Source organism: Pseudomonas sp. B21128, from assembly GCF_044218865.1.
Classification (GTDB): Bacteria; Pseudomonadota; Gammaproteobacteria; order Pseudomonadales; family Pseudomonadaceae; genus Aquipseudomonas; species Aquipseudomonas iridis.
The window spans coordinates 1,268,632-1,291,170 of record NZ_CP162590.1 but is presented as its reverse complement, the minus strand read 5'-3'; the positions used below and the strand labels follow the sequence as shown (position 1 = coordinate 1,291,170).

The following is a 22,539-nucleotide window of genomic DNA, read 5'->3' as shown; positions in this document are numbered from 1 at the left end:
ACCGCACTGACTAGAAGTTCATCTGCCCCAGGTTGCCTCAACATATCTGCCGTCCCTGAACGACCACGCCTTGATACCTTCTGGTTTTTCGGACTTGCCGACAATAATGGCTATTGGGTGCGGCAGATCCTGCATGTACCGTGCAGCAAATCTGGAGAAACTTCCTATGTCTGCCGGAGAAATCACCGGAACAGATTGGGGATGCGTATGCCAATAGCCCACCAGACGTAACCCTTGTTCGTTAGCAGCTTGGATCTCCTGACGGCACCGCTCCGCATCCAACTCTAGCCAAGACCAGCCTGACCGATCGGCGCGATGAGGCAACGTGGCCAAGGCCAGCAGCAACCCTTTCGGATTAACCGGGTTGACGAATAACTGTCCCCCTCGCTCCACGCCAAAAAGGCCCTGCCGATGACTATCCAAGATGTCCGCAACAGCTTGCGACACCAATAGCTCGGAATCCACCTCCGCCCATCTCCAGCGCCAAGCGATATCCGTCATACCGTTTCATCCTTATGTTCCGGCCATCCGCGCTCGAGTAGGAGTTGCTGCGCCCCCTCTGGCAGTTTGGGCCCATTGTATTGGCCTCCTAGGCTCGGCACATCTTCAGGCCTGTAGATACTGCTGACCCAAGATGCGGTGGCGATGTTGCCGGTCAATGCGCGTAAAGCCGTGTGCGATACCATAGAGGCAATATTGGTCATACCCAACGACCCGCCTGGAATAAAGCTCTCCCCACACGCGGGCAGTGGAATCACACCTCCTCCCGGCCACTCTGTAAACTTATGGAGAAAATCGCCGATGTCCGTGAATAAATGACGGCCATCAAAGGTACCGGCTGGTGCGAATAGCGCGTGGCCTACCTGCGTATACGGTTCGCTCCAGGCTTGTAAAAGTCCCCAAGAAACGCCGCTGGATTTGGCTCGCCATACAGTGACCTCCGACTGCCAGTCTGCTGTCGTAATCACCACAAGATCTGCGTTATCGAACACTTCTGGTTTGCTGCTCATAACTACTTCGGCGAAAGTCGAATAAGCGGTGCATTCTGTAGTCGGAAGATCTAACAGAATCTTGTCCCTCAACGCTGAGGCCTTCAGCCTCCCTAGGCTATCCGCTCCCAGAACGTGCCTACCCAGATTGGCTGACACCAGAGTGTCAGGATCGATGAGGGAAAGGTGGCCGACACCGGAGCGTGCCAATTGTATTGCCACCGCACTGCCTAACGAGCCAACGCCAACACAAACGACCCGAGCATTTTCAAGGTGCTTTGCAGTGCCGCTTATGTCGCGGGACAGAATGGACGCACGATCAAGCACGTCTAGGGCAGTTGCGCGGACAAGTGCCGGAGGATGTGCATTTGCGATGGCTGGCCGGCGGCGCGCTGTGCGCAAGCCAAACTTTGCCCCCCGCTCTTGCTGTACGCCGAGCGAGCGCACATTGAGGCAATAAGTTGGAGCATCCGTCCCCCCAGGAAGCTCCAGGACAATCCATCGACTCGCCAACGTTCCATGCAGCTCAAACCATGCCAGCAATTGCTCGGCATCGTCTGGTTGAAGGTGTGGCGTGAGCCACAGCAATAAATCTTCTGGATCCGGGGTGCGGATATCCGGATAAGTCTGAAGCTTGACGTAAAAACCGGGAGTTTCGGCCGCGCGAATGACAGCGGAGCGCCCGACAACCCGTCGGTAATGCCCTTTGAGTGCAGCTACGTTCGATGCTAGCCAAACCGTTTCCTGACCAGATGGCACAGCCCGGCGCGGATCGCTGAGAGCAAACAACTGCGAGGCGGCCTGAGGTCGATCCAAAAGTAAGAGGTTCTGGAATGACTGACCGTGCTGAAAAGACCAGTAGGTAGTGATCTCATTCTGAAATTCGATATCGCGCGTTGCCTGGCTTGATCCCCTCTTGGACAACGAAACGATCTGGGCCAAGCGAGCAAGGCTGTCCTCTACCACGACCTCCGGGGAGCCCATAATGGGCCGCTCCTGAAAGCCATGAAGGCAAAGCCCCGACTTGGTGGCATGCGGCCAAACCAGCCATGGAGAGGGTTCGACGTTCAGCCGCAAGAGCCCACGGGGAAAGTTGGAGGGGAAACCTATACGCAGTCGCCGCTCCTGCCCCGTGTAATCGATGGGCAAGGGGAAGTGAAAGCACGCCGCTTCGTCAGCCCGCATGGGTGCGGGCTGGAGCAATGCATCGGCAGCATCCTGACCTAGGGTGTCTCGCAGTGCGGCGATTCCGCGCTGCAATGGCGTCTTAATAGGGTCAGCCAAGGCGTCCAACTGGCTTTACGCTCGACTGAGAGGTTCCGCCACCGCTGGCCCCTCCGAAGAGCGAACCCATCGAAGCAGAGTTTCGAGTGGTGCCATCCGGTCGGCCGGGCATCGTCCAATTCGCAGGGATCTCATTGTTCACTGCCGTAATGAATGCCGGTGCAATACCGAAATTCTTTTTCACTGCCTCGGCAAAGGAATCGTTGGATTCAAAACTTTCCAAACCCAATGACACAGATGCACTGGCGTCCGCATGCCACTTGGCAAATGCTTGGCGATAGCCTTGCCCCTCACCCGGCCGATTCCACTTCTCTGCAAAGTTTTCGCCGTTATCGGCAGGGTTGCAGACATAGCAGTCGCTACCTCTATGCGCGATGTGCTGCGGCATTCTGCGAACGATTTCCAAAATTGCATCGAGCGGAGCCAGAGGCTTCGACTGCGACTCCTTTACGACATCAAGGTATGCGTGCGTGGCCAGGGTGGTGATGACCGCAGATATTGGGCGAGTATCAGCGCTCCTTGTCTTGATGGCCCATTCATCGCGATGACGCTTGAGTAGCTTAATGGTCGCACGCAGGGGATCTTGATCGATGTAATCCTGATAATGCGGCAAAGGATCTTGTGTCGCGGCATCAAGCATCCGCTGGCTCTTGGCAACTACCAAGCTTTCCAGAGAGATTTCTTGGGCAGAAGCAACCTGCAACCAGTTCGAGTAAGGGATAGGGCTGCTTGCTTTCCACCCTGTGACCCGATCCGGAACCTCCAGCTTACCCTCGCCGTTTGCTTCGCCATTTCCGTTGATCGCGCGGGCAGGCGTGACATCGATGTGGAAACCTGGATTTTCGTCGGCATAAACGATCCGGATGCCACGACGTAATTGCTTAACTTCTTCTTGAACGCGGGAGCCTTCCCGAAAACGCTGCTCAATCGCTTCTAGTACTTCCTTTGCACCAGCGCCCTGAGCGTGAGGGAGCCAAATAATCGCGTCCGCATCAATGGTGTCCAGATCCGCAGGCGCGCCGGGGATTGGCTTGATGGTCGTTTTCAGCCGCATCGAGCCTTGAACGAAAATATGGGCCTCAGCGAGCAGCGGGTTGTCGGAAGCCGAGAGGATTTTTTCCAGTTGGGAGTAGCGGTCATTGATTTTTTCGTACTGCGCTTCCGACAGCGAGATTTCCCGCGCGGCGCGAAGCAGAAAATATTCCCAACTGCTGCGCTTGGTCTGTTCGTTGCTCAAAAGCATTTACCTAGCCTCCTGGGCCACCAAGCCCAATTGCAGTGTTTGCGTAAACCGATCTTGGTTTTCTTTGTCCCGATCGAAGATCAGGTATGTATGTTGATGCTGTGTTGTGAGCAACGCGCCAAACTCGATGGCCAATGCCGCAGGAATGGCGGCGAAGACGTGGATAGGGTCAGGAGTCAGAGCCTCAAGCTGGCTCAGTCGTATTTGAAGTGCGTCGCGAAAGGCATGAATCACCCGACGGTTCTGTACCATCGCGTAGCTTGGTTCTGGGATCGACAGCTCTGCAATACGTGCACCGGGTAGAGCGTCGATCACGTCGCGAACTGGAACTTGCGCAGAAATGGAGAGCACCAACGCCAGTGGGCCATCGCCGTTGGGTGGAGGCGTAAACAGAAAACTAGGCGGCTCAGCAGACTGATCGGGCCAGCGCAAAAGATGCTCGCGGTGAAAAGAGAAGATCAGGCGTTTGGAACGGTCGCCGATACTCTGGCCCAACATCATCAAGGCCGGAATGTCGGCCAAGCCGACTACTGCTAGCGCGGGCGAATCGCCATAAGTGCCGCCGCGACGCTTGAGTTGCTGCTCCAGCTCATACTGGACGCTGTCTTTGACGTTCTGCCAATAGGTAGTGTCCCTGCCACGTGGTCCGGGTGCAGCGAAGGCGATTTTGATGCCTTGATCGAAGGCGGTTAATCCCTCGGCGGACATCGCAGTCAACAGATCGCGAAAGGGGATATCGTTGATCGTCTGAAAATGCTGACTCTGGACGATGAGAGGAATGGCTCTGCCACCATCGGGGGTCGTTGCGGCGAGTCGGATGCGTTCCAAGTACGCTTGGTGTAAACCACTCAAATCATTTTCAGGATACCCATCTGCGTCACGATCAATTTTGTCATGACAACCTGGGCACAGGAGCATCAGATTAGCGGTATTGTTTGTGTGCGCCTCAGCATCATGATCCGCGCGTCCCCGAGGGCCTTTGGGACTGGCGGGCAGGATATGCGCCACTTCTCCCCATTTCATTGGCTTGCCGGCACGATAATCGAACGTCAGATCCGTGCCGCACAGTTCACAATGACCAGCGGTCTGGGTCCATACGATCCGCTTCGTCTCATCATTTGTGTTGAAGCGCCCGCTTGCGGGCTTAGCGTCTTCTTGTTCTGCCATTTCGACCGACCCCCGAAAAACATCCATGATTGAAAACGATGATGGCAAGATAAGATCATATTAGGGTCATTCGTCCCGATTTCAAGAGAGATCTGAGGGTGACGAATGCTGAGTCGCCTTTGAGCAGGATGCTTTTTTGGCTCATCGAAAGGCAGTAGTGGCGGCGTTCGTTTTCTGGCAAGTGCTGGTGGGTAATGGCACTGACAACAGCGTATGTAGGACTGATGAAAACGAGCTGTGCAGCTCAAACGAGGCTGCAAGCGCAGCCCCTTTCGTATGCGTTTTTACGCGTCAGTGCTTGCCAGGCTCAGCGGACAAGTGTCGACGACGCAAGAGGTGATAGGTCGCCGGGATCACAAACAGTGATAGCAAGGGTGCCGTAACCATACCGCCAATCATCGGGGCGGCAATGCGGCTCATAACCTCGCTACCGGTACCGCCTCCCAAAAGTATAGGTAACAAACCAGCGATAACCACTGCCACGGTCATAGCCTTAGGTCGAACGCGCTGGACAGCGCCTTCACAAATCGCGGCCATCAACCCGCGTTCTGTGTTGTCACCGAGGTCTTGACGCTCGGTCCATGCATTTTTCAGGTAGAGCAGCATGATCACGCCAAATTCGGCAGAAACACCGGCCAAGGCGATAAAGCCGACCCCGGTGGCAACCGACAGGTTGAATCCCAACAGATAGAGAAACCATGCCCCGCCCGTGAGAGCGAATGGCAGCGTGGCCATAATCAGCAAAGCCTCATCAAGTCGTGCAAATGTCAGGTAGAGCAACACGAAGATGATCAACAGCGTGGCAGGCACCACCAGTTTGAGTCGTGCGTTGGCCCTTTCGAGAAACTCGAACTGACCTGAGTAGCTCAGGCTCATGCCGGGCTGCAACTTGACCTGCTCACTGACGACCCGGCGTAGATCGGCGACTACGGAGGCAATGTCCCGGCCACGCACATCGATGTACACCCAGCCTGAAGGCCGTGCGTTCTCACTCTTGAGCATTGGCGGCCCGTCGTTGACCTTGATCTTCGCCACGGTGCCAAGGGTGATCTGGCTGCCTAGCGGGGTGTAGATCGGCAACTGCTCCAAAGCGCCGAGCGAATCCCGCCACTCACGAGGGTAACGTACGTTAATTGGGAAACGAGCCAACCCTTCAATCGTCTCCCCGACGTTTTCACCGCCGATTGCGCCGGCCACGATCGATTGCACATCGGCAATATTTAACCCATAGCGTGCCGCAGCTTTGCGATCGATATCCACATCAATATAGCGGCCACCGGTCAGTCGTTCGGCTAACGCTGAACTGACACCTGAGACGTCCTTGGCAACACGCTCGATGGCTTGGGTGACGGCATCGATCTCCGTCAGGTTGGTACCGGCAACCTTCACGCCAATCGGGCTTTTTATGCCGGTGGCCAGCATGTCGATACGGTTACGAATAGGCGGTATCCAGATGTTGGTTAATCCTGGGACACGCACCACTTGTTCTAGCTCCTCAACGAGCTTTTCCTGGGTCATGCCTGGGCGCCACTGTTCGCGTGGTTTGAATTGAATGGTGGTCTCGAACATTTCCAACGGTGCCGGGTCAGTCGCGGTTTCAGCGCGGCCGGCTTTTCCGAAAACGTGTTCGACCTCTGGAACTGTCTTTATCAGACGGTCAGTCTGCTGAAGCAGTTGCGCGGCCTTCTGCGCCGATAATCCAGGCAGAGCTGATGGCATATAGAGCAGGTCCCCTTCGTCCAGCGGGGGAAGAAACTCACCACCCAGACGAGAGATCGGCCACAACGCGCTGACAAAGACTAGCAACGCAACCAGCAGCGTTACTTTAGGTCGACGTAATACGGCGTCCAGAGCGGGCTCGTAGATCCGGATCAACCAGCGATTTAGCGGATTCTGTTGCTCATTAGGAATTCGTCCGCGAATCCAATACCCCATCAACACCGGAACTAGAGTTACCGACAGTCCAGCCGCTGCGGCCATAGCATAGGTTTTGGTGAACGCCAAGGGACCGAATAGACGTCCTTCCTGAGCCTCCAGCGTGAACACCGGAATAAACGACAGGGTGATGATCAGCAGACAGAAGAACAATGCAGGTCCTACCTCGGCAGCCGCTTCAGTCATCACGTGCCAATGACGTTCAACTTTCAGTTCCTCCCCAGGATTGGCCACGTGCCAAGCCTCGACCTTCTTGTGGGCGTTTTCAATCATCACCACGGCAGCGTCGACCATGGCGCCGATGGCGATGGCAATCCCGCCAAGGGACATGATGTTGGCGTTGATACCCTGATAGCGCATCACGATGAAGGCGATCAGCACCCCAACCGGCAGGGAGATGATTGCCACCAGAGATGAACGCAGGTGCCAGAGAAAGATTCCGCAGACCAACGCGACGACGATGAACTCTTCGATCAGCTTGTGGCTGAGGTTTTCCACGGCACGATCAATCAACTTGCTGCGGTCGTAGGTAGTGACGATTTCTACCCCCGCTGGCAGACTGCTTTTCAGCTCGTCGAGTTTGGTCTTGACCGCCGCAATGGTTTCTCGAGCATTCTTACCGCTGCGCAGAATTACCACGCCGCCGACGGTCTCACCTTCGCCATCGAGTTCGGTGATGCCTCGACGCATCTCAGGCCCCATCTGAATCGTGGCAACATCGCCCAGAGTGACCGGCACACCACCCGTGCCCAGTTTGAGTGGGATAGCACGAAAATCATTGAGGGTCTTCAAGTAGCCGGAAGCCCGCACAATAAACTCGGTCTCCGCCATCTCCAGCACCGCCCCACCAGTTTCCTGATTGGCCTTGCCGATCGCCTCGGTCACTTCAGACTGCGTGATACCCAAGCTGGCCAACTTCACCGGATCAAGCTGCACCTGGTACTGCTTTACCATGCCACCCACCGTGGCCACTTCCGCAACGTTCGGTAGGGTCTTAAGCTCGAATTTGAGGAACCAGTCCTGCAAGGCACGTAACTGCGCCAAATCATGCCCGCCGCTTCGGTCTACCAGGGCGTACTGGAAAATCCAGCCAACCCCAGTGGCATCAGGTCCTAATGCGGGCTTGGCACTGGCCGGAAGCCGGCTTTGTATCTGGCTCAGATATTCCAATACGCGCGAGCGGGCCCAGTACAAGTCAGTTCCGTCTTCGAATAGTACGTAAACGAAACTGTCGCCAAAGAAGGAATAACCGCGCACAGTCTTGGCACCAGGCACAGAGAGCATAGTGGTTGCCAATGGATAGGTGACCTGGTTCTCTACGATCTGTGGGGCTTGGCCTGGATAAGGTGTACGGATAATTACCTGAACATCCGACAGGTCTGGCAATGCGTCAATGGGCGTACTTTGAACCGCCCAGATCCCCCATGCCGTGACAAACAGCGTCGCTAGCAACACAAGAAAGCGGTTAGCCACCGACCAGCGAATAAGGGCCGCGATCATGGCTGGCTCCCAGAGCGTTCCAGACGCTCAACGCGCAGACCATCTTCCGTCTGGCTGACAGCGATCCGAACCTTGTCGCCCGTTTTAAGATCCTTCATCAGAGCTGGAGCGGCGAGAGGGAAAGTCATCGTCATGCCTGACATACCCAATGTTCTGAAGGGACCGTGGGCGAGCGTGACTTCTTTGTCGTTGATCTCAACGATCTGACCATCGGCCTCATGCAAAGCGCCTGCGGTTACAGTAGATGGCGAAACGTCCAGTGAGCTTGCGACAACGCCCTTGAGACTGGCCTCCGAGTCGAGAAGGAACTGGCCAGAAGTCACCACTTTTTGCCCCTCTTCCAAGCCGTTCAATATCAGCGTTTTGCCATCGTTATCTTGGCCTAACTGCACCTCCACCGGGCGATATCGACCAGCGTCTTCAGAGAGCATGACCAACGTACGTCGACCTGTACGAATGACGGCCTCGCTCGGCACCCACAAAACACTTTGCTCCGTCGAACGATTGAGACTTACCTGCGCGGTCAAACCTGGCCTGAGTCGGCCATCCGGATTGGGTAACTCAACTCGAACGCGAAGTGTGCGACTGTCCGAACTGGTTTCCGGAAGAATCGCACTGACGACGCCCTTGAGCACAACTCCAGGGAGCGCGGACAAACGCGCTTCGGCTGCTTGCCCTACGACGATTGACCCAGCCTCCGACTCTGGTACTGCCACGGCCAGCCAGACACTGCTCAAACCATTAACACGCGCCAGCGTCTCGCCTGCGGCCACCGTCATACCTTCACGCACACTCAGCTCTTGAAGCACACCACCAATAGGGCTGGTCAGAGTCAGGTTCGGTTGAACTTTGCCACTGCGCTCAACTTGAGCAATTAACTTAGTTGGCATTCCGGTGAGCCTCAATCGCTGGCGGGCCGCTGTCAGCAAGTCAGCATCGCCACTACGCTTGAGGGCGAGAAATTCCTCTTGAGCAGCTGCCCAATCCGGCACCAAGATATCTGCCAAGGCGGCATTCACTTTCAGCACATCACCAGATGCATGGCCGTACACGCGCTCGACAAAGCCCGCCGTACGGGCCTGAATGACTGCAACGTCCCGTTCGTTGAAGGCCAGAACACCTACCACGTTCAGTGTCGAGGCAAATACCCCTCGACTGACACGAGCCAGTCGCACACCAAGGTTCTGAGTCAGGCTTGGATCAATTCGAATGCCGCCGCTGTCCCCCTTGGTATCTGCGTATTGGGGGATCATCTGCATGTCCATGAAGGGTGACTTACCCGGTTTATCGAATTTCTGTTGTGGGTACATGGGGTCATACCAATACAGAACCTTTCGATCGGCAGAGGCTTTGGCTTCCTGATCCGGCTCGACACTAGCTACTTCGCTCATTCGCGGTTGGGCTAACCAGTAACCTCCGGCAACACCCAAGGCGATCGAGATGCCGACAACTAAAGTCCCTTTCCATACTTTGAAATTCATTGAGCGGGCTCCCCGTAAGAGAAATACAGGCGAGCGCTGGTGAGAGCACGTTGCTCTTCAACGTCAATCTGCTTGAGACGGGCTTCGATGAGTTCGCGTCGGGCGGCCACAACCGAGTTCAAATCACCTTTGCCGGAACGGTAGCTAGCCATGGTGAGTTCAACCTTTTCTTTAGCCAGCGGCAACAAGCTTTCCTGATTACGGTTGACTGCACGATTGAGTCGCTCGTAGTCGGCCAACTCATCCTCCAGTTGCTGGGTATGCTCGCGCGACAGAGCTTCCCGCTCAGCCTCAAGCTGGTTGAGTTCGGCGTGCTTTGCCGCAATTTTGGGGTTTTGCCGAGAGTCAGGAAACAGCGGGAGATCCCATGAAAACTGGACGCTAACCATGTCACCGAATTGTTTGCCTCGATGCTGATAGTCGAATTCCCAGCTCCAGTCAGATTGCTTTTCCGCCTCAGCTTCACGGATCTTGGCTTGTGCTTCACGGGTCATCGGCACATACGCCGCCAATTCAGGGTGATGTTGCAGCTTATGGGAGTATCCAGAGGTTTCAATGGGCCAATCAGGCAAGCTGCCCGCCGGTTTGTCATTGGCAGCAGGGCCAATCCAGCGCTTGAGGGCCGCCCGGGCCTGTGCACGTTGGCGAACTAAATCATCCTGCTGCTCCGCCAGTTGGGCAGCTTCCTGTTTAGGTGTCACCGCATCGGCGGGTTGGGCGCGGCCACCCGCAATCTGAGATCTGACGGTATCGGTCAGAAGACGGTTTTCTTTGTAGAAGTCCTGGAACATCGCATCTTTACGCTCAACCGAGTAGCTACTGATCCAGGCCAATGCCGTGGACTGTCGGACGTTCAGACGCGCCACTCGACGCTCAGCGGACGCTCGATCAACAGCCGCATCCGCGACCTCGATACGTGCTTTGCGCTTATCGCTGTTGGGCATCTCCTGTCTGATCCCGACCACTTGCATGGTCATGAAGTCCTGGTCGATGCTCCATCTGTCGGCACCACCAATGGGGTAGTTCTGCACGCCCAGCAGTAGCTTGGGATCGGGTAGTTCGCCGGCGGGAATGGCCGCACTGGTGGCTGCTTGAATTTTGGCGTCTTGTGCGGTCAACGACGGTGCATTGTTTTCGGCCAGCCGCAGCGCTTCATCGAGTGTCAATGCACCAGCAAGGCTCGGCAATGCCAGTACGCTTGCCGCCAGGCCGGCCACGAGGGACCAACCTGTGCAAAAGCAGTTGGAGTTCATGTTCACGATTCCTGTGATGATCCACCGCGCGCTTCATAAGACATGCGCGCAGATATGCCATCCCGCTAACGCGGAATGAGGCTCAGTGTGGTACAGGAATCAAGTACGGGGAGGTCGCCATAACCCAGAAGGGGTTTGTACGAGTGGGAAATGGCTGGAGAAGGGCAGAACGATTGGACTGGACAAGGTAATAGGAGGCTTGATGATCGAGACTTGCAGCATGCCGCCCGTTTTGCATTCCTGGCCCGACTTACAAGGTTTGCCATGCTCAGCGGTACTTTTCATGTCGTGGCAGCAGTCTTGACCCATACCATCCATCATCGCTATACCCATGGTTTTCATCGGGCATGGTTCAGTCGATGCCTGAACACCCGCCATCCCGCTAAGGGGAAGCGCCAAGCTAATTAGGAAAATCAGGCAAAACCGCACATAGCGTTTCATGGGCTAAAGTGTAGACGGTGCAAATGGCTCTTACAATTCACCCTTAAGACTCCTGTATTGGCTGTTACCAACGTCTATGCTGCGCTCATTTCCATGACAGGGCTTAAAGTACCTAACCATGCGACAAGACAGATAATGATGACCGCCATTGAAAACTCAAGTTTCATGCTACGGCGCAAGGCATTCACCGCGACAGCGTATTCGCCATTGCGAACTGATCGCTCCAATAAGGGGCTTAGATGAAAACGGTTAAGCGTGGCTAATACGATCATCCCTGCAAATAGCAGGACTTTCAAAAATAGCAACTGGCCATAAGTGCTGAGCATCACCTCATCGAGGCTCGGTCCTACGATAAATAGATAATTCACCACGCCCGTTATACTGATGATCACTACAATCACCGCGCCGGCCGATTCAAACCCTGTCAGTACCCGAGCAAGAACTCGTACTTCCTGATCACCTTTCAGCGATTTTAAACGCAGCAGCAGTGCAAATGCTGCCAACGCACCCAACCAACCGCCTGCGGCCAAGAGATGGAAGATGTCGCTAGTAAAATGCCAGTAACGACGGCTCCCTTCGTCCATCGCACCATGCCCTGTCCATGCCAGCGTCGCTAGCGCAATGGCGCCACATACAGTGACAATCCAAAGACTGAGTGTCGGAAAGCGCTTACTCAGAGCAACGCCGACAACAGCCGTCAGCAACGCCACTATCCGGACCATCCAGGTCAAACCGACGTCCGTCCCCATGAGAACCATTTGAAAAATATGGTGATGTAGCTCCATGAAGCCCGACACACCACTCATAGCTTTCGCAAGCAACAACATGGCTGCTAGAGACAGAGCCACACCTAAAACAGATGTACTGTAAAGAAGCGACTCAAAATTTAAAACCGCTCCCGATACTCTCTCTTTTCCCCTCAGGCTATAAAGACCAAATATTGCCAGTCCAAATAACAGCATCAGATCAAAATATAGAGCAAAGCGAACAGCTATATTTATTGAGTCGCTCATGAATCATTTCACTTTGAAAGAAAAATTGCCGGTGATGGGATGAGTGTCAGACGAGACGGCACGCCACTCAACTTTATAAGTACCTGTGGTCAATGGCGATGCAGGCGTAATTACCATCGTCTTAGGATCTCCCCCGCCTGCAACAGCTGCTTTAACGCCCATTGGGGAGTTAGGCATGCCGGGCATATCGGTCATGATCAGCTTAGCACCGGAAAACTGAGTCGTTAGATTCTCAGAAAATTGCAGTTCAATTTTCGCAGGAGCAGCAACATCCGACCCTTCTGCTGGAGTAGAAGAAAGCAGCTTTGGATGTGCCTGAGCAACTGCACTCAAAAGCAAACCCGCTGTCAGTGCTACAGCTACGGTGGTGGTTTTAAGGAATGACATGCAAGACTCCTCACAGCAAAAGCTGTTGGTTCTAGGTTTTTGATGAGTATCTAGTTATTACTTTTACGCTTATTAAAAACACTGGCGAGCTACCTAGCAGATTCCGTGTTCTAGGGCGACCTGGACAGGAATAATCACAAGAATTCCAACGTCACAGCGCAAGTACACGATGCCACACGAACGCAAACTATTCGATTACATTTCAGTCAGCTTGGACCTGCTTTGGGACGCTGAATTTCTTGAAAAGATGGTTAAAATGGGCTTCCGTTTTGCGACGTTCACACCGTGAAAACCGTTCGCAAGACCACATAGCTGCTCGGGTGTATATGGGGTTGTTGATTAGGCATTTTCTGCACTCGCACAAGGGAGTTGTATATGAAAAGCTGTTTTTCCAGCTGACGACGTGCACCATATCTTGCCGTCGTGTGACTCTATGATTGATCGAGTGATTGATAAGCCTAGCCCCGCATTACTTGGGTTTCCTTCTCTACGAGCGGGGTCCACTCGATAAAATCGATCAAACAGTTTTTCAAGGTGCTCAGGAGCGATAGGTTCTCCAGGGTTTTCCACGGAGATAGAGATTGACGTCCCTTCCTGTCTTATATCGACACTGATACATTTCCCTGCGGGGGTGTACCGGAGGGCATTCGAGAGCAGATTAGAGATAGCCCTGTCGAGCATAAGAACGTCACCTCGGACGCTGCCTCTCCCTGTCACCTTAAGGTCGATGCCTTGCTCATCAGCCAACAAGCGGTAGTACTCGAGTAATTTCTCTACTAGCGCTACCAAGTCTATCGGTTTGTTTTCATGAGTAATCAGACCATTATCTGATTTCGCTAGAAAAAGCATGTCATCGATCATCCGCCCCATACGCTTCAGGTCATCAAGATTCGAATACAAGTTGTCTTCGTAATCCTCAATATTCCTTTTTCGAGAAAGCACCACTTCGGTGTGTGTCATCAAATTGCTGACTGGTGTTCGTAGTTCGTGAGCAATGTCCGCAGAGAAGTTTGATAAGCGAACAAATGCATCGTCAAGTCTAGATAACATTGCATTAAAAGAAAGCACCATCTGCTGAAGCTCTTTAGGAACGGCCGCTAAAGGAATCCGTTCTTTGAGCGATTTAGCAGACATTGACGCAGCGACTTGAGTAACCTGGCGAATAGGTCTTAGTCCACTGCTCGCGACCATCCAGCCCAGCGCCGCACTGACCAGCGCGCTTATAAACAACCCTATCAAAAACCAGCGTTCAAGCGTCTCAAAGAACGCCATATGTTGCGTAACGTCAAAGATCAACATAACGGTCAGCGGTTTTTCTTGTCCCGTCACAATCGCCTGCGCCGTTATTCCCCGGAACGTTTGCTCATCATCACGCCACTCCCAAACGTTGTTGTTTGAGGTCGTGCGAAAGTCTTCAGGAATATCGATTGGACCTGGATCAGCAAAAAGGGTCTTGCCGTGACCATCGAAGATCAGGGCTGTCAAATCTCGGTGAGCACCCAGCAGCGCCTCCAACTCAGGCTTAACATCACTGAACTGGTCAATGCTACTCAATCCCGTCAAAATTCTTTGGGTCGAGTGTAGCTTCTCGTTTAGCGCCTGCTGATCTAGCATTTTGAAATGATGCCGGCTAAGGCTGTTAAAACTGAGTCCAGCGACGGTGAGCACCGCCGTTACAGCTAGCATGAACATCAGGCTCATGCGGGTAGTCAGAGACATTCGCTTCATTCCAGCCCCGTCCCAGAATCCGGCGCATCTAGCATGTAGCCCATGCCTCGGGAGGTGTGGATAAGCTTGACCTCAAAATCATCATCAATCTTTGCTCTGAGCCGCCTTACGGCGACCTCGATGACGTTCGTATCGCTGTCGAAGTTCATGTCCCACACCTGGGAAGCGATAAGCGACTTAGGCAGCACCTCACCTCGACGACGGAGCAGCAATTCGAGTAACGCAAACTCTTTGGCCGTGAGATCTATACGTTTGCCTCCACGGACAACCCTGCGCTTGAGCAGGTCAACCTCAAGATCAGCCAATTTCATATGAGTTTGGGAGGGGGCTGTACTCCCTCTTCGCAGCAGCGTTCTGACGCGGGCAAGCAATTCAGAAAAAGCGAAGGGTTTTATGAGGTAATCGTCTGCCCCCAGCTCAAGTCCTTTGACGCGATCCTCGACGCGGTCTCGCGCCGTGAGAAAAAGCACGGGGACATTTTTTCCGGATGCCCGCACCTTCTGAAGTACTTCCCATCCGTCCAGCCCAGGCATCATCACATCGAGAATCAGCAGGTCATAAGCCTCGCTCAACGCGTGTTGAAGCGCCTCCTTACCATTGGTAAAGCGATCAACATTGAACCCTGCCTCAGCAAGACCTTGCTGCAAATAAATGCCTATTTTGGGTTCGTCTTCCGCAACCAGAAGTCTCATGGGGGTGGCTCTCGAATGATTGTGATGATGAGTCTGCAAGGAAATGCTTCTGCCAACCAGCAACTGACAGAAAAGTAATATTGGCTTCAGGTAGATGTCAGCGAGTGCTGTCTAGGGTTCGAGCATGAGTACTCCCTAGTACTCGACCGACGCCTCCGCATGAAACCTTGGGGGAGCCGGAAAACAGATCAAAAAGGAGCTTCCTCATGAATCATCTAAAAATCCTTATCTTTGTGGGTTCGATACTCATCTCAGCGTCTGCTTTGGCTGAAGGTGGCGCAGATCGGATTGCGGAGCGTATGGAAAGCCTACGCGACAAAGCAGAAGCGACCTTGGTGCAAGCTGAAAAAGCCCCAGAGGGAGAGCGCCATGTACACATGGCCGAGCATATGAAACTGCTGGGCGAGATCATGAACCAACTCCATCAGGATCACCCAAAAGCATCAATGTCGCCTCAGGAACATCTTTCCTGGATGGAAAAGCACGACGCTATGGTTGATGACGTTTTGAACCAAATGCAGCGCGAACACAAACTGATGCTTTCTGAGAACCATCAGTAACCGGGTACCTCCGATGGGCTGTTTGATCCGCTCGGTTGGTACGGCGTCATATGCGCGCCGCACTACTCTTGGAAACTGACAGAAATGTAGTGTTCACGTCAGTTAGCTGGCAGCTCTATCCTTTTAGCATAGCTAGTGTTTTCCATTTGCTCTTGAGGTCATCATGAAAGCTAAGCTCGTTACCCCAGTTATTGCGGCGATCACCTTATTCTTCGGTGCGACGGCCATGGCAGACGTAGGTCATGGCAAAGAGGACATCGGCCAGCCTGGCGTCGCCTCTGCGGTGACCCGTACGGTAGATGTGGAGATGGGTGATATTTTCTTCATGCCTAAAAACATCGATGTGAAGCCTGGTGAGACTATTCGTTTTGTCCTTCGTAATAAGGGCGCACTGCTGCACGAATTCAATATCGGCCAAGCCGCCGCTCATGCCGCGCACCAAAAAGAAATGGCGAGCATGTTCCAGAATGGAACGCTTACACCCACCGGGTCAGGGAAAATGACGGGCAGCATGGGTCACAGCATGGGAGGGATGAAGATGGTTGGAATGGAACACAACGACCCGAACAGCATGCTGATCGAGCCAGGAGCAACAAAGGAATTGATCTGGACCTTCAACAATACAACTGGACTTCAATTTGCCTGTAACGTGCCAGGTCATTACCAGTCTGGGATGGTCGGTCAATTTGACCTGAACTGAGCCTGAACTGACCGCTAAACCCGCGTCTCCTCAAGAGTTGGCTACGCTCTGAGGCAGACATCAGAGCAACTCGCTCACACACTGGGGTCTAGATCATGAATAACCATCAGCATCCGGCTGGAAGCATCACCACCCCATTTTGGACGCGCAAAACAGGCGTTGTACTGATTATGTTCATTGTGATCGGCGCCTTCTACGTGGTGCGGGAGCATTTCAGCCACGTTTATCCATATTTGCCCTATCTCATTCTGTTGATCTGTCCATTGATGCATTTTTTTGGGCATGGACATGGCGTACATGACCATGGCAATCAGGCGCAAGCCAACAAGGAAGAGAAATAGCTATGCCCAATAAACCGAGCCACCACGATCACGGTCCTACCCACGCTGCCTCGCCCCCTGACGCTGATCTACGTGACCCGGTGTGCGGCATGACGATTACGCCTCCAAGTAAATTTGGCGAGTCTTATCAGGGACAGATTTATCAGTTTTGCAGCCAAAAATGCCAAGAGAAATTTCGGGCAGCTCCAGAGCACTACAGTGGTATTCATCCCAGCACTGAACCCAGCATCGCGGCTACAGAGCCCGCGGTCCAAGTAGCCACTGAATTTACCTGCCCGATGCACCCGGAAATAAAACAGCCAGGGCCCGGCAATTGCCCAAAATGTGGCATGACATTAGAACCTGTCATTCCGGCGCTAGATGACGATGACAAAACCGAGCTCCGTGATTTCGCGCGCCGCTTTTGGTGGTCTCTGCCTTTAACCGTGATAGTGACCGTTCTAGCCATGGCGGGCCATTCATTACAACTCTTCCATGGCTCGGTTCAAAACTGGATCGAGTTTGCTCTTGCGACACCGGTCACCTTATGGGCAGGGTGGCCCTTTTTTGTAAGGGGCATAGCATCTGTTAGAAATCGCAGTCCAAATATGTGGACTCTGATAGGTTTGGGTACTTCCGCAGCTTATCTTTACAGCGTCGCAGCAACCCTCTTTCCCCAAAGTTTTCCCACCACCTTCATGCAAGATGGACGCATCGGCGTTTACTTCGAAGCCGCTGCAGTCATCATCTCGCTCACCTTGCTTGGGCAGATTCTTGAGCTAAAAGCACGGTCACAAACCTCCGCCGCCATTAAGTCCCTTCTAGGCCTATCTCCCAAAACTGCACGCAAGATCAACGCCGATGGTCAGGAGGAAGACATTCCTCTTACCCATGTTCACTTGGGCGACCATTTGCGGGTCAGACCTGGTGAAAAGGTGCCAGTTGATGGCTCTGTGCTCGAGGGAGAAAGTGCGGTGGATGAGTCCATGCTCACTGGTGAACCTGTGCCGGTAATGAAAAGGCCAGGGGATAGTTTGATCGGCGCCACGCTTAATACTCACGGGAGCTTGGTGATGGAGGCGCAAAAGGTCGGCGCCGACACCATGCTGTCTCAGATAGTGCAAATGGTCGCTCTAGCCCAACGCTCCAAAGCGCCAATGCAAAGAATGGCCGACTCGATCGCCGGCTACTTTGTGATGGGGGTTATCGCGATTGCGTTGCTGACATTCTTAGGTTGGGGACTATTCGGCCCGGAACCCAGCTGGGTCTTCGGCCTGATCAATGCTGTCGCCGTACTTATCATCGCTTGCCCCTGTGCACTTGGTCTTGCAACGCCCATGTCGATCATGGTTTCGACCGGTAAAGCGGCCAGTATGGGAGTGCTGTTCAGGGACGCCAGTGCTATTGAAAACCTTTGCAAGATCGACACGCTGATTGTCGATAAAACGGGGACCCTGACAGAGGGACGGCCGGAATTTCACAGTGTGGAGGCCACACCAGATTTTAACCCACACGATGTTCTTCAACTGGCCGCTAGCCTTGATCAAGGCAGCGAACATCCTTTGGCGCACGCCATCGTCGATCACGCCCGAACTGAAAATATCGCGCTCACCAAGCCTGAATCGTTTGAGTCCGGGTCTGGGATTGGAGTCAGTGGCCTTGTTGATGGCAAGAAAGTACAGCTGGGCAACACAGCGCTGATGGACGCTGCCGGTGTAAGCACCAAGGTCTTACAGTACCGTGCAGAGTTGTTGCGCCTTGAAGGCATCAGCATAATCTATCTAGCAGTTGACGGGGTTCTGGCAGGATTACTGGCGGTCTCAGATCCGATAAAACCGACCTCCAAAGAAGCAGTCACCAAGCTTAAAGCTGATAACGTAAAAATCATCATGGCCACCGGAGACGGGCTCACCACCGCACGTGCTGTCGCCAAGGAGATGGGTATTGAAGAGGTTCATGGAGAAGTCAAACCTCAGGACAAAGAGCGCCTGGTGGCGGACCTCCAGCGATACGGTCGAAAGGTTGCCATGGCCGGCGACGGTATCAACGACGCACCGGCCTTGGCGCGTGCAGATGTGGGCATTGCCATGGGTACAGGGACTGATGTCGCGATGAATAGCGCTCAGCTCACGCTGGTAAAAGGCGACCTGATGGGGATTTTACGGGCACGGGCACTTTCGGTTGCGACAGTAAAAAACATGCGGCAAAACTTGGGTTTCGCCTTCCTTTACAACTCAATGGGTATTCCCTTGGCCGCAGGCCTACTCTATCCGCTGACGGGGCACCTTCTGTCGCCAATGATCGCTGCGTTAGCCATGAGCGTCAGTTCTGCGTCAGTAGTTTTCAATGCTTTGAGACTGAGGAATACCCATATAGCTTGAGCGCAACCGTTGCTCGCACCCCACAAAACATAACTCTTGACCTTACCGCGGTGTCAACGTTGATGCTGTAATCGCGGTGAAAAGAGACCGCTCAGCACAAGAGGAATAACCATGTTCGTCTTAAACGTATCAGGCATTGGTTGCGGTAGCTGCGTCAGCAAAATCACTAAAGCGATTCAGTCGTTGGACAGCGAGGCTAAAGTTTCCGTGGATCGCGCGGCAGGTAAGGTAAAAGTTGAAAGTAGCGAAAACCCAGAGCAAGTTCGTAAAGCTGTCGAATCACTCGGTTTCCCATCGCAAATCAGCGCTTAAGGCGCTGATTTCATTGTTGGGTAAATTTTACTAATCACCTCGCAGAGCTTTAAGCAGCCCCTTAAATGCTCCGTTTAATCTATTAAAAGCGCTTTCAAAATGAATTTCGTTATCAGTAAACTTTGCCACTTCAAGCTGTGCATCCACAGTATTTTGATCAAGTGACGGTTGGTAAGGCGTGCTGTAAAGCAAACCATCACCTTGACCATCACTTGCTAATTCGTTTGCGGCAATATGTTTTAGGTTTGTTGTTTTCAAAGAGAACGGAGAATCCAAGCCTCGTTTTGTCTGGCTGGCGAGCACAGCAGAAAACTCCAAATCTCTAGCCTTAAAGTTAGGAGTATCAGCGTTAGCGATATTATTGCTAAGTACCTCAGCTCTTTGGCTGCGATAAACTAACGCTCTTTCTGCGGAGCCAAGCGCTTTTTCAAAATTAATGCTCACAAGCGGCCACCTTCCGTCACGCTACTATTTCCCATTTTCACCTATATCAAACACTTATGTGTTGAATGTGGCGCGTCTGAGTCGGCTTATAACTCCGGTGCAAATTCAAAAAACGTCAAGCCCTGTGAAAGTGACCGAAAGCACAGAACACCGAACGGCTAAATTTTAGGAGCTTGATTTCAGCGAATTCCGACAATGGATAGACCATACGGATTAAGTACATCGCAGCTCAAGAGAAATATCGGAACCTGACACAACTGTAATATTGGCCTAAGCTGCCTGACAGGGAATCAGTCTTATAGTCCTATTGAGCCTTAAGCTCTTCCCTGAGCATCAACAACTTTGTTGTGGATTCAGGGGCTACCATCTATCAGAGGAAACCCAAATGAACCCTATCAAAACCTTGTTCGTCATCGCTGCTCTGACCGTATCTTCTTTTGCTATGGCTGAAGGCGGAGGTGACCGCACTTTCGAACGTATGGAAGCGGCCAGGAGTAACTCGATGGAATCGTACCAAGTAGCCCAAACGAAAAATTCCCAGCCTCCTGTCGCGGAAAGCAAAGCCAGGGCGATGGACCACAAAAATTGCTAAATATTTGAGCTACGCTCACAAGCTGACAGAAATGTAATCACTGTGGTGGTTTAAATGTGGCAATTTCTGAGCTCGCTTACCGTTTGAGTTCGTCTTTTGTAACGGTGAGTGAGTCTCATCCAGACAATTCATTTGTTGTTTCGCGCGGCTTCCCTTTTGACTGATTGGACATAACGGCATGCACTCCAAAACCTCTAGGCGGACATTCGTGAAAGGCTTGGCCGCTGGTGGCATTCTCGGCGGCCTTGGCCTTTGGCGCACTCCTGTATGGGCGGTGACAAGTCCTGGTATGCCGAGCGTACTCTCCGGTAACGAATTTGATCTGTTTATTGGTGAAAGCCCTGTAAACATCACAGGCTCGCCTCGCACAGCTATGACCATCAACGGATCATTGCCCGGACCGTTGCTGCGTTGGCGTGAGGGTGAGACCGTCACTCTGCGTGTAAAAAACCGTCTAGACCAAGACACATCAATCCATTGGCACGGGATCATCTTACCCGCCAACATGGACGGTGTGCCTGGCTTGAGCTTCCATGGCATCGCACCCGATGGCATGTACGAATACAAATTCAAGCTTCATCAGAACGGAACCTACTGGTATCACAGCCACTCGGGTTTGCAGGAGCAGGCAGGCGTTTACGGTCCAATCGTCATCGATTCGAAAGAACCTGAACCGTTTCAATACGATCGCGACTACGTGGTGATGTTGACTGACTGGACCGACGAAGATCCCAGCCACGTTATGGCGAAACTCAAGAAACAATCGGGCTATTACAACCATCACAAGCGCACCGTCGGAGACTTCATAGACGATGTCAGCAGCAAAGGTTGGTCTTCGACGGTAGCAGATCGAAAGATGTGGGCTGAGATGAACATGAGTCCTACTGACCTCGGCGATGTCAGCGCGGATACCTATACCTATCTCATGAATGGCCAGGCACCCAACGGTAACTGGACTGGTATTTTCAAACCGGGCGAGAAACTCCGTCTGCGCTTTATCAACGGCTCGGCCATGAGCTATTTCGACGTCCGCATTCCTGGGTTGAAGATGACCGTGGTTGCCGCAGACGGTCAACATGTCAAGCCGGTGAGCGTCGACGAGTTTCGTATTGCGGTAGCTGAAACATATGACGTTATTGTGGAGACTGCTACTGATGAGGCGTACACCATCTTCGCTCAGTCTATGGATCGCACAGGTTACGCTAGCGGAACACTTGCAGTGCGTGACGGCCTAAAGGCACCGATACCTGCAATTGACCCACGTCCTATAGTAACTATGGATGACATGGGGATGGGCGGTATGGCTGGTATGGACCATGGCAGCTCGGGTGGAATGGGCGGCGGCGACATGGCCGGCATGGACCACAGCAAGATGGCAGGGATGAACCAAGGTGACATGACCGGGATGACCGGCATGGACAGCGGTGACATGACTAACATGGCTGGTATGGATCACAGCAAGATGGCTGGCATGGACAAAGGCGACATGTCCAACATGGCTGGCATGGACCACAGCAAGATGGCAGGAATGGGCAGTGGTGATATGTCAGGGATGGCTGGCATGGGAGGTATGGGTGGAGGAATGCAGACTCACCCAGCCTCTGAAACCAACAATCCCTTGGTTGACATGCAAGCCATGAGTCCAACGCCAAAGCTGAACGATCCTGGCATAGGCTTGCGGAACAATGGTCGTCGAGTGCTCACTTACTCCGACTTGAAAAGCACTTTCCAAGATCCTGACGGCCGCGAGCCAAATCGCACCATCGAGCTTCACCTGACCGGTCACATGGAGAAGTTTTCGTGGTCGTTCAACGGCATCAAATTCTCTGACGCCGAACCACTGCGCCTGAAGTATGGCGAGCGTCTGCGCATCACCTTGGTGAACGACACCATGATGACCCACCCCATCCACCTTCACGGCATGTGGAGTGACCTCGAGGATGAGAACGGCAAGTTCATGGTGCGCAAGCACACGATTGATATGCCACCAGGTACCAAACGCAGCTATCGAGTCACCGCTGATGCCTTAGGCCGCTGGGCATATCACTGCCACCTGCTTTTCCATATGGAAATGGGCATGTTCCGTGAAGTACGGGTTGATGAGTAAAGGAGACGAT

General features: G+C 53.2%; 20 protein-coding genes. 7 read left to right on the top strand and 13 right to left on the bottom strand.

Annotated elements, in window-relative coordinates:
• Positions 1-18: 18 nt before the first annotated feature.
• The 12 genes from AB4P91_RS05630 to AB4P91_RS05575 all read right to left on the bottom strand — a co-directional run bounded on the left by AB4P91_RS05630 (position 19) and on the right by AB4P91_RS05575 (position 15,113).
• On the bottom strand, positions 19-501 hold the full coding sequence (locus AB4P91_RS05630) for a Mov34/MPN/PAD-1 family protein (RefSeq protein ID WP_130205484.1): 483 nt from the start codon (positions 499-501) through the stop codon (positions 19-21).
• Complete coding sequence (locus AB4P91_RS05625; RefSeq protein ID WP_130205482.1) at positions 498-2,282, bottom strand: ThiF family adenylyltransferase; 1,785 nt, start codon at positions 2,280-2,282, stop codon at positions 498-500. Before AB4P91_RS05625 ends, AB4P91_RS05630 begins: the two co-directional genes overlap by 4 nt.
• Positions 2,266-3,516 carry a nucleotidyltransferase gene (locus AB4P91_RS05620; RefSeq protein ID WP_019334920.1) on the bottom strand — a complete coding sequence of 417 codons (1,251 nt, stop codon included), beginning with the start codon at positions 3,514-3,516 and terminating at the stop codon, positions 2,266-2,268. The genes AB4P91_RS05625 and AB4P91_RS05620 overlap by 17 nt, the downstream gene beginning before the upstream one ends.
• Positions 3,517-4,683 carry an SAVED domain-containing protein gene (locus AB4P91_RS05615; RefSeq protein WP_130205480.1) on the bottom strand — a complete coding sequence of 389 codons (1,167 nt, stop codon included), beginning with the start codon at positions 4,681-4,683 and terminating at the stop codon, positions 3,517-3,519. It lies immediately after the preceding gene.
• A 291-nt stretch (positions 4,684-4,974) separates the two neighbouring features.
• Entirely contained in the window at positions 4,975-8,118 is a 3,144-nt protein-coding gene (locus tag AB4P91_RS05610; RefSeq protein WP_395604453.1) for an efflux RND transporter permease subunit, read from the bottom strand.
• Positions 8,115-9,599 (bottom strand): efflux RND transporter periplasmic adaptor subunit, encoded by a 1,485-nt coding sequence (locus AB4P91_RS05605; RefSeq protein ID WP_017341632.1) that lies wholly within the window; start codon positions 9,597-9,599, stop codon positions 8,115-8,117. The genes AB4P91_RS05610 and AB4P91_RS05605 overlap by 4 nt, the downstream gene beginning before the upstream one ends.
• Positions 9,596-10,852, bottom strand: a complete 1,257-nt coding sequence (locus tag AB4P91_RS05600) for a TolC family protein (protein WP_017341633.1) — start codon at positions 10,850-10,852, stop codon at positions 9,596-9,598. Before AB4P91_RS05600 ends, AB4P91_RS05605 begins: the two co-directional genes overlap by 4 nt.
• 99 nt (positions 10,853-10,951) lie before the next feature.
• Complete coding sequence (locus AB4P91_RS05595) at positions 10,952-11,293, bottom strand: hypothetical protein (protein WP_080995097.1); 342 nt, start codon at positions 11,291-11,293, stop codon at positions 10,952-10,954.
• 74 nt (positions 11,294-11,367) lie between these two features.
• On the bottom strand, positions 11,368-12,306 hold the full coding sequence (gene copD, locus AB4P91_RS05590) for a copper homeostasis membrane protein CopD (RefSeq protein ID WP_130205478.1): 939 nt from the start codon (positions 12,304-12,306) through the stop codon (positions 11,368-11,370).
• A 3-nt stretch (positions 12,307-12,309) separates the two neighbouring features.
• Entirely contained in the window at positions 12,310-12,693 is a 384-nt protein-coding gene (copC, locus tag AB4P91_RS05585) for a copper homeostasis periplasmic binding protein CopC (protein WP_017341635.1), read from the bottom strand.
• A 339-nt stretch (positions 12,694-13,032) separates the two neighbouring features.
• Positions 13,033-14,421 carry a copper resistance membrane spanning protein CopS gene (copS, locus tag AB4P91_RS05580; protein ID WP_031319189.1) on the bottom strand — a complete coding sequence of 463 codons (1,389 nt, stop codon included), beginning with the start codon at positions 14,419-14,421 and terminating at the stop codon, positions 13,033-13,035.
• Entirely contained in the window at positions 14,418-15,113 is a 696-nt protein-coding gene (locus AB4P91_RS05575) for a heavy metal response regulator transcription factor (protein ID WP_017341638.1), read from the bottom strand. Before AB4P91_RS05575 ends, copS begins: the two co-directional genes overlap by 4 nt.
• Before the next feature lie 206 nt (positions 15,114-15,319).
• Between AB4P91_RS05575 and AB4P91_RS05570 the strand changes: the two genes are divergently transcribed.
• From AB4P91_RS05570 to AB4P91_RS05550, 5 genes are all read left to right on the top strand, one after another.
• Positions 15,320-15,673: a co-regulatory protein PtrA N-terminal domain-containing protein gene (locus tag AB4P91_RS05570; RefSeq protein ID WP_017341639.1), complete on the top strand. Its 354-nt coding sequence runs from the start codon at positions 15,320-15,322 to the stop codon at positions 15,671-15,673.
• Between the two features lie 163 nt (positions 15,674-15,836).
• Positions 15,837-16,373, top strand: coding sequence for a plastocyanin/azurin family copper-binding protein (locus AB4P91_RS05565; protein ID WP_017341640.1), 537 nt, complete (start codon positions 15,837-15,839; stop codon positions 16,371-16,373).
• A 95-nt stretch (positions 16,374-16,468) separates the two neighbouring features.
• Entirely contained in the window at positions 16,469-16,714 is a 246-nt protein-coding gene (locus AB4P91_RS05560; protein ID WP_017341641.1) for a DUF2933 domain-containing protein, read from the top strand.
• A gap of 2 nt (positions 16,715-16,716) precedes the next feature.
• Entirely contained in the window at positions 16,717-19,074 is a 2,358-nt protein-coding gene (locus tag AB4P91_RS05555; protein WP_080995098.1) for a heavy metal translocating P-type ATPase, read from the top strand.
• A 111-nt stretch (positions 19,075-19,185) separates the two neighbouring features.
• Positions 19,186-19,386, top strand: coding sequence for a heavy-metal-associated domain-containing protein (locus AB4P91_RS05550; RefSeq protein ID WP_017341643.1), 201 nt, complete (start codon positions 19,186-19,188; stop codon positions 19,384-19,386).
• Positions 19,387-19,416: 30 nt separating this feature from the next.
• On the opposite strand, the gene flgB is transcribed toward AB4P91_RS05550, so the two are convergent.
• The gene (gene flgB, locus AB4P91_RS05545) at positions 19,417-19,830 is read right to left on the bottom strand and encodes a flagellar basal body rod protein FlgB (protein WP_017341644.1); all 414 of its coding nucleotides are present in this window, start codon (positions 19,828-19,830) and stop codon (positions 19,417-19,419) included.
• 385 nt (positions 19,831-20,215) lie between these two features.
• Here flgB and AB4P91_RS05540 point away from each other — a divergent pair, with 385 nt between their 5' ends.
• Together AB4P91_RS05540 and AB4P91_RS05535 are read left to right on the top strand one after the other, a co-directional pair.
• Positions 20,216-20,422 carry a co-regulatory protein PtrA N-terminal domain-containing protein gene (locus AB4P91_RS05540; RefSeq protein ID WP_017341645.1) on the top strand — a complete coding sequence of 69 codons (207 nt, stop codon included), beginning with the start codon at positions 20,216-20,218 and terminating at the stop codon, positions 20,420-20,422.
• A 178-nt stretch (positions 20,423-20,600) separates the two neighbouring features.
• The gene (locus AB4P91_RS05535) at positions 20,601-22,529 is read left to right on the top strand and encodes a copper resistance system multicopper oxidase (RefSeq protein WP_017341646.1); all 1,929 of its coding nucleotides are present in this window, start codon (positions 20,601-20,603) and stop codon (positions 22,527-22,529) included.
• The last annotated feature ends 10 nt before the right edge of the window (positions 22,530-22,539 follow it).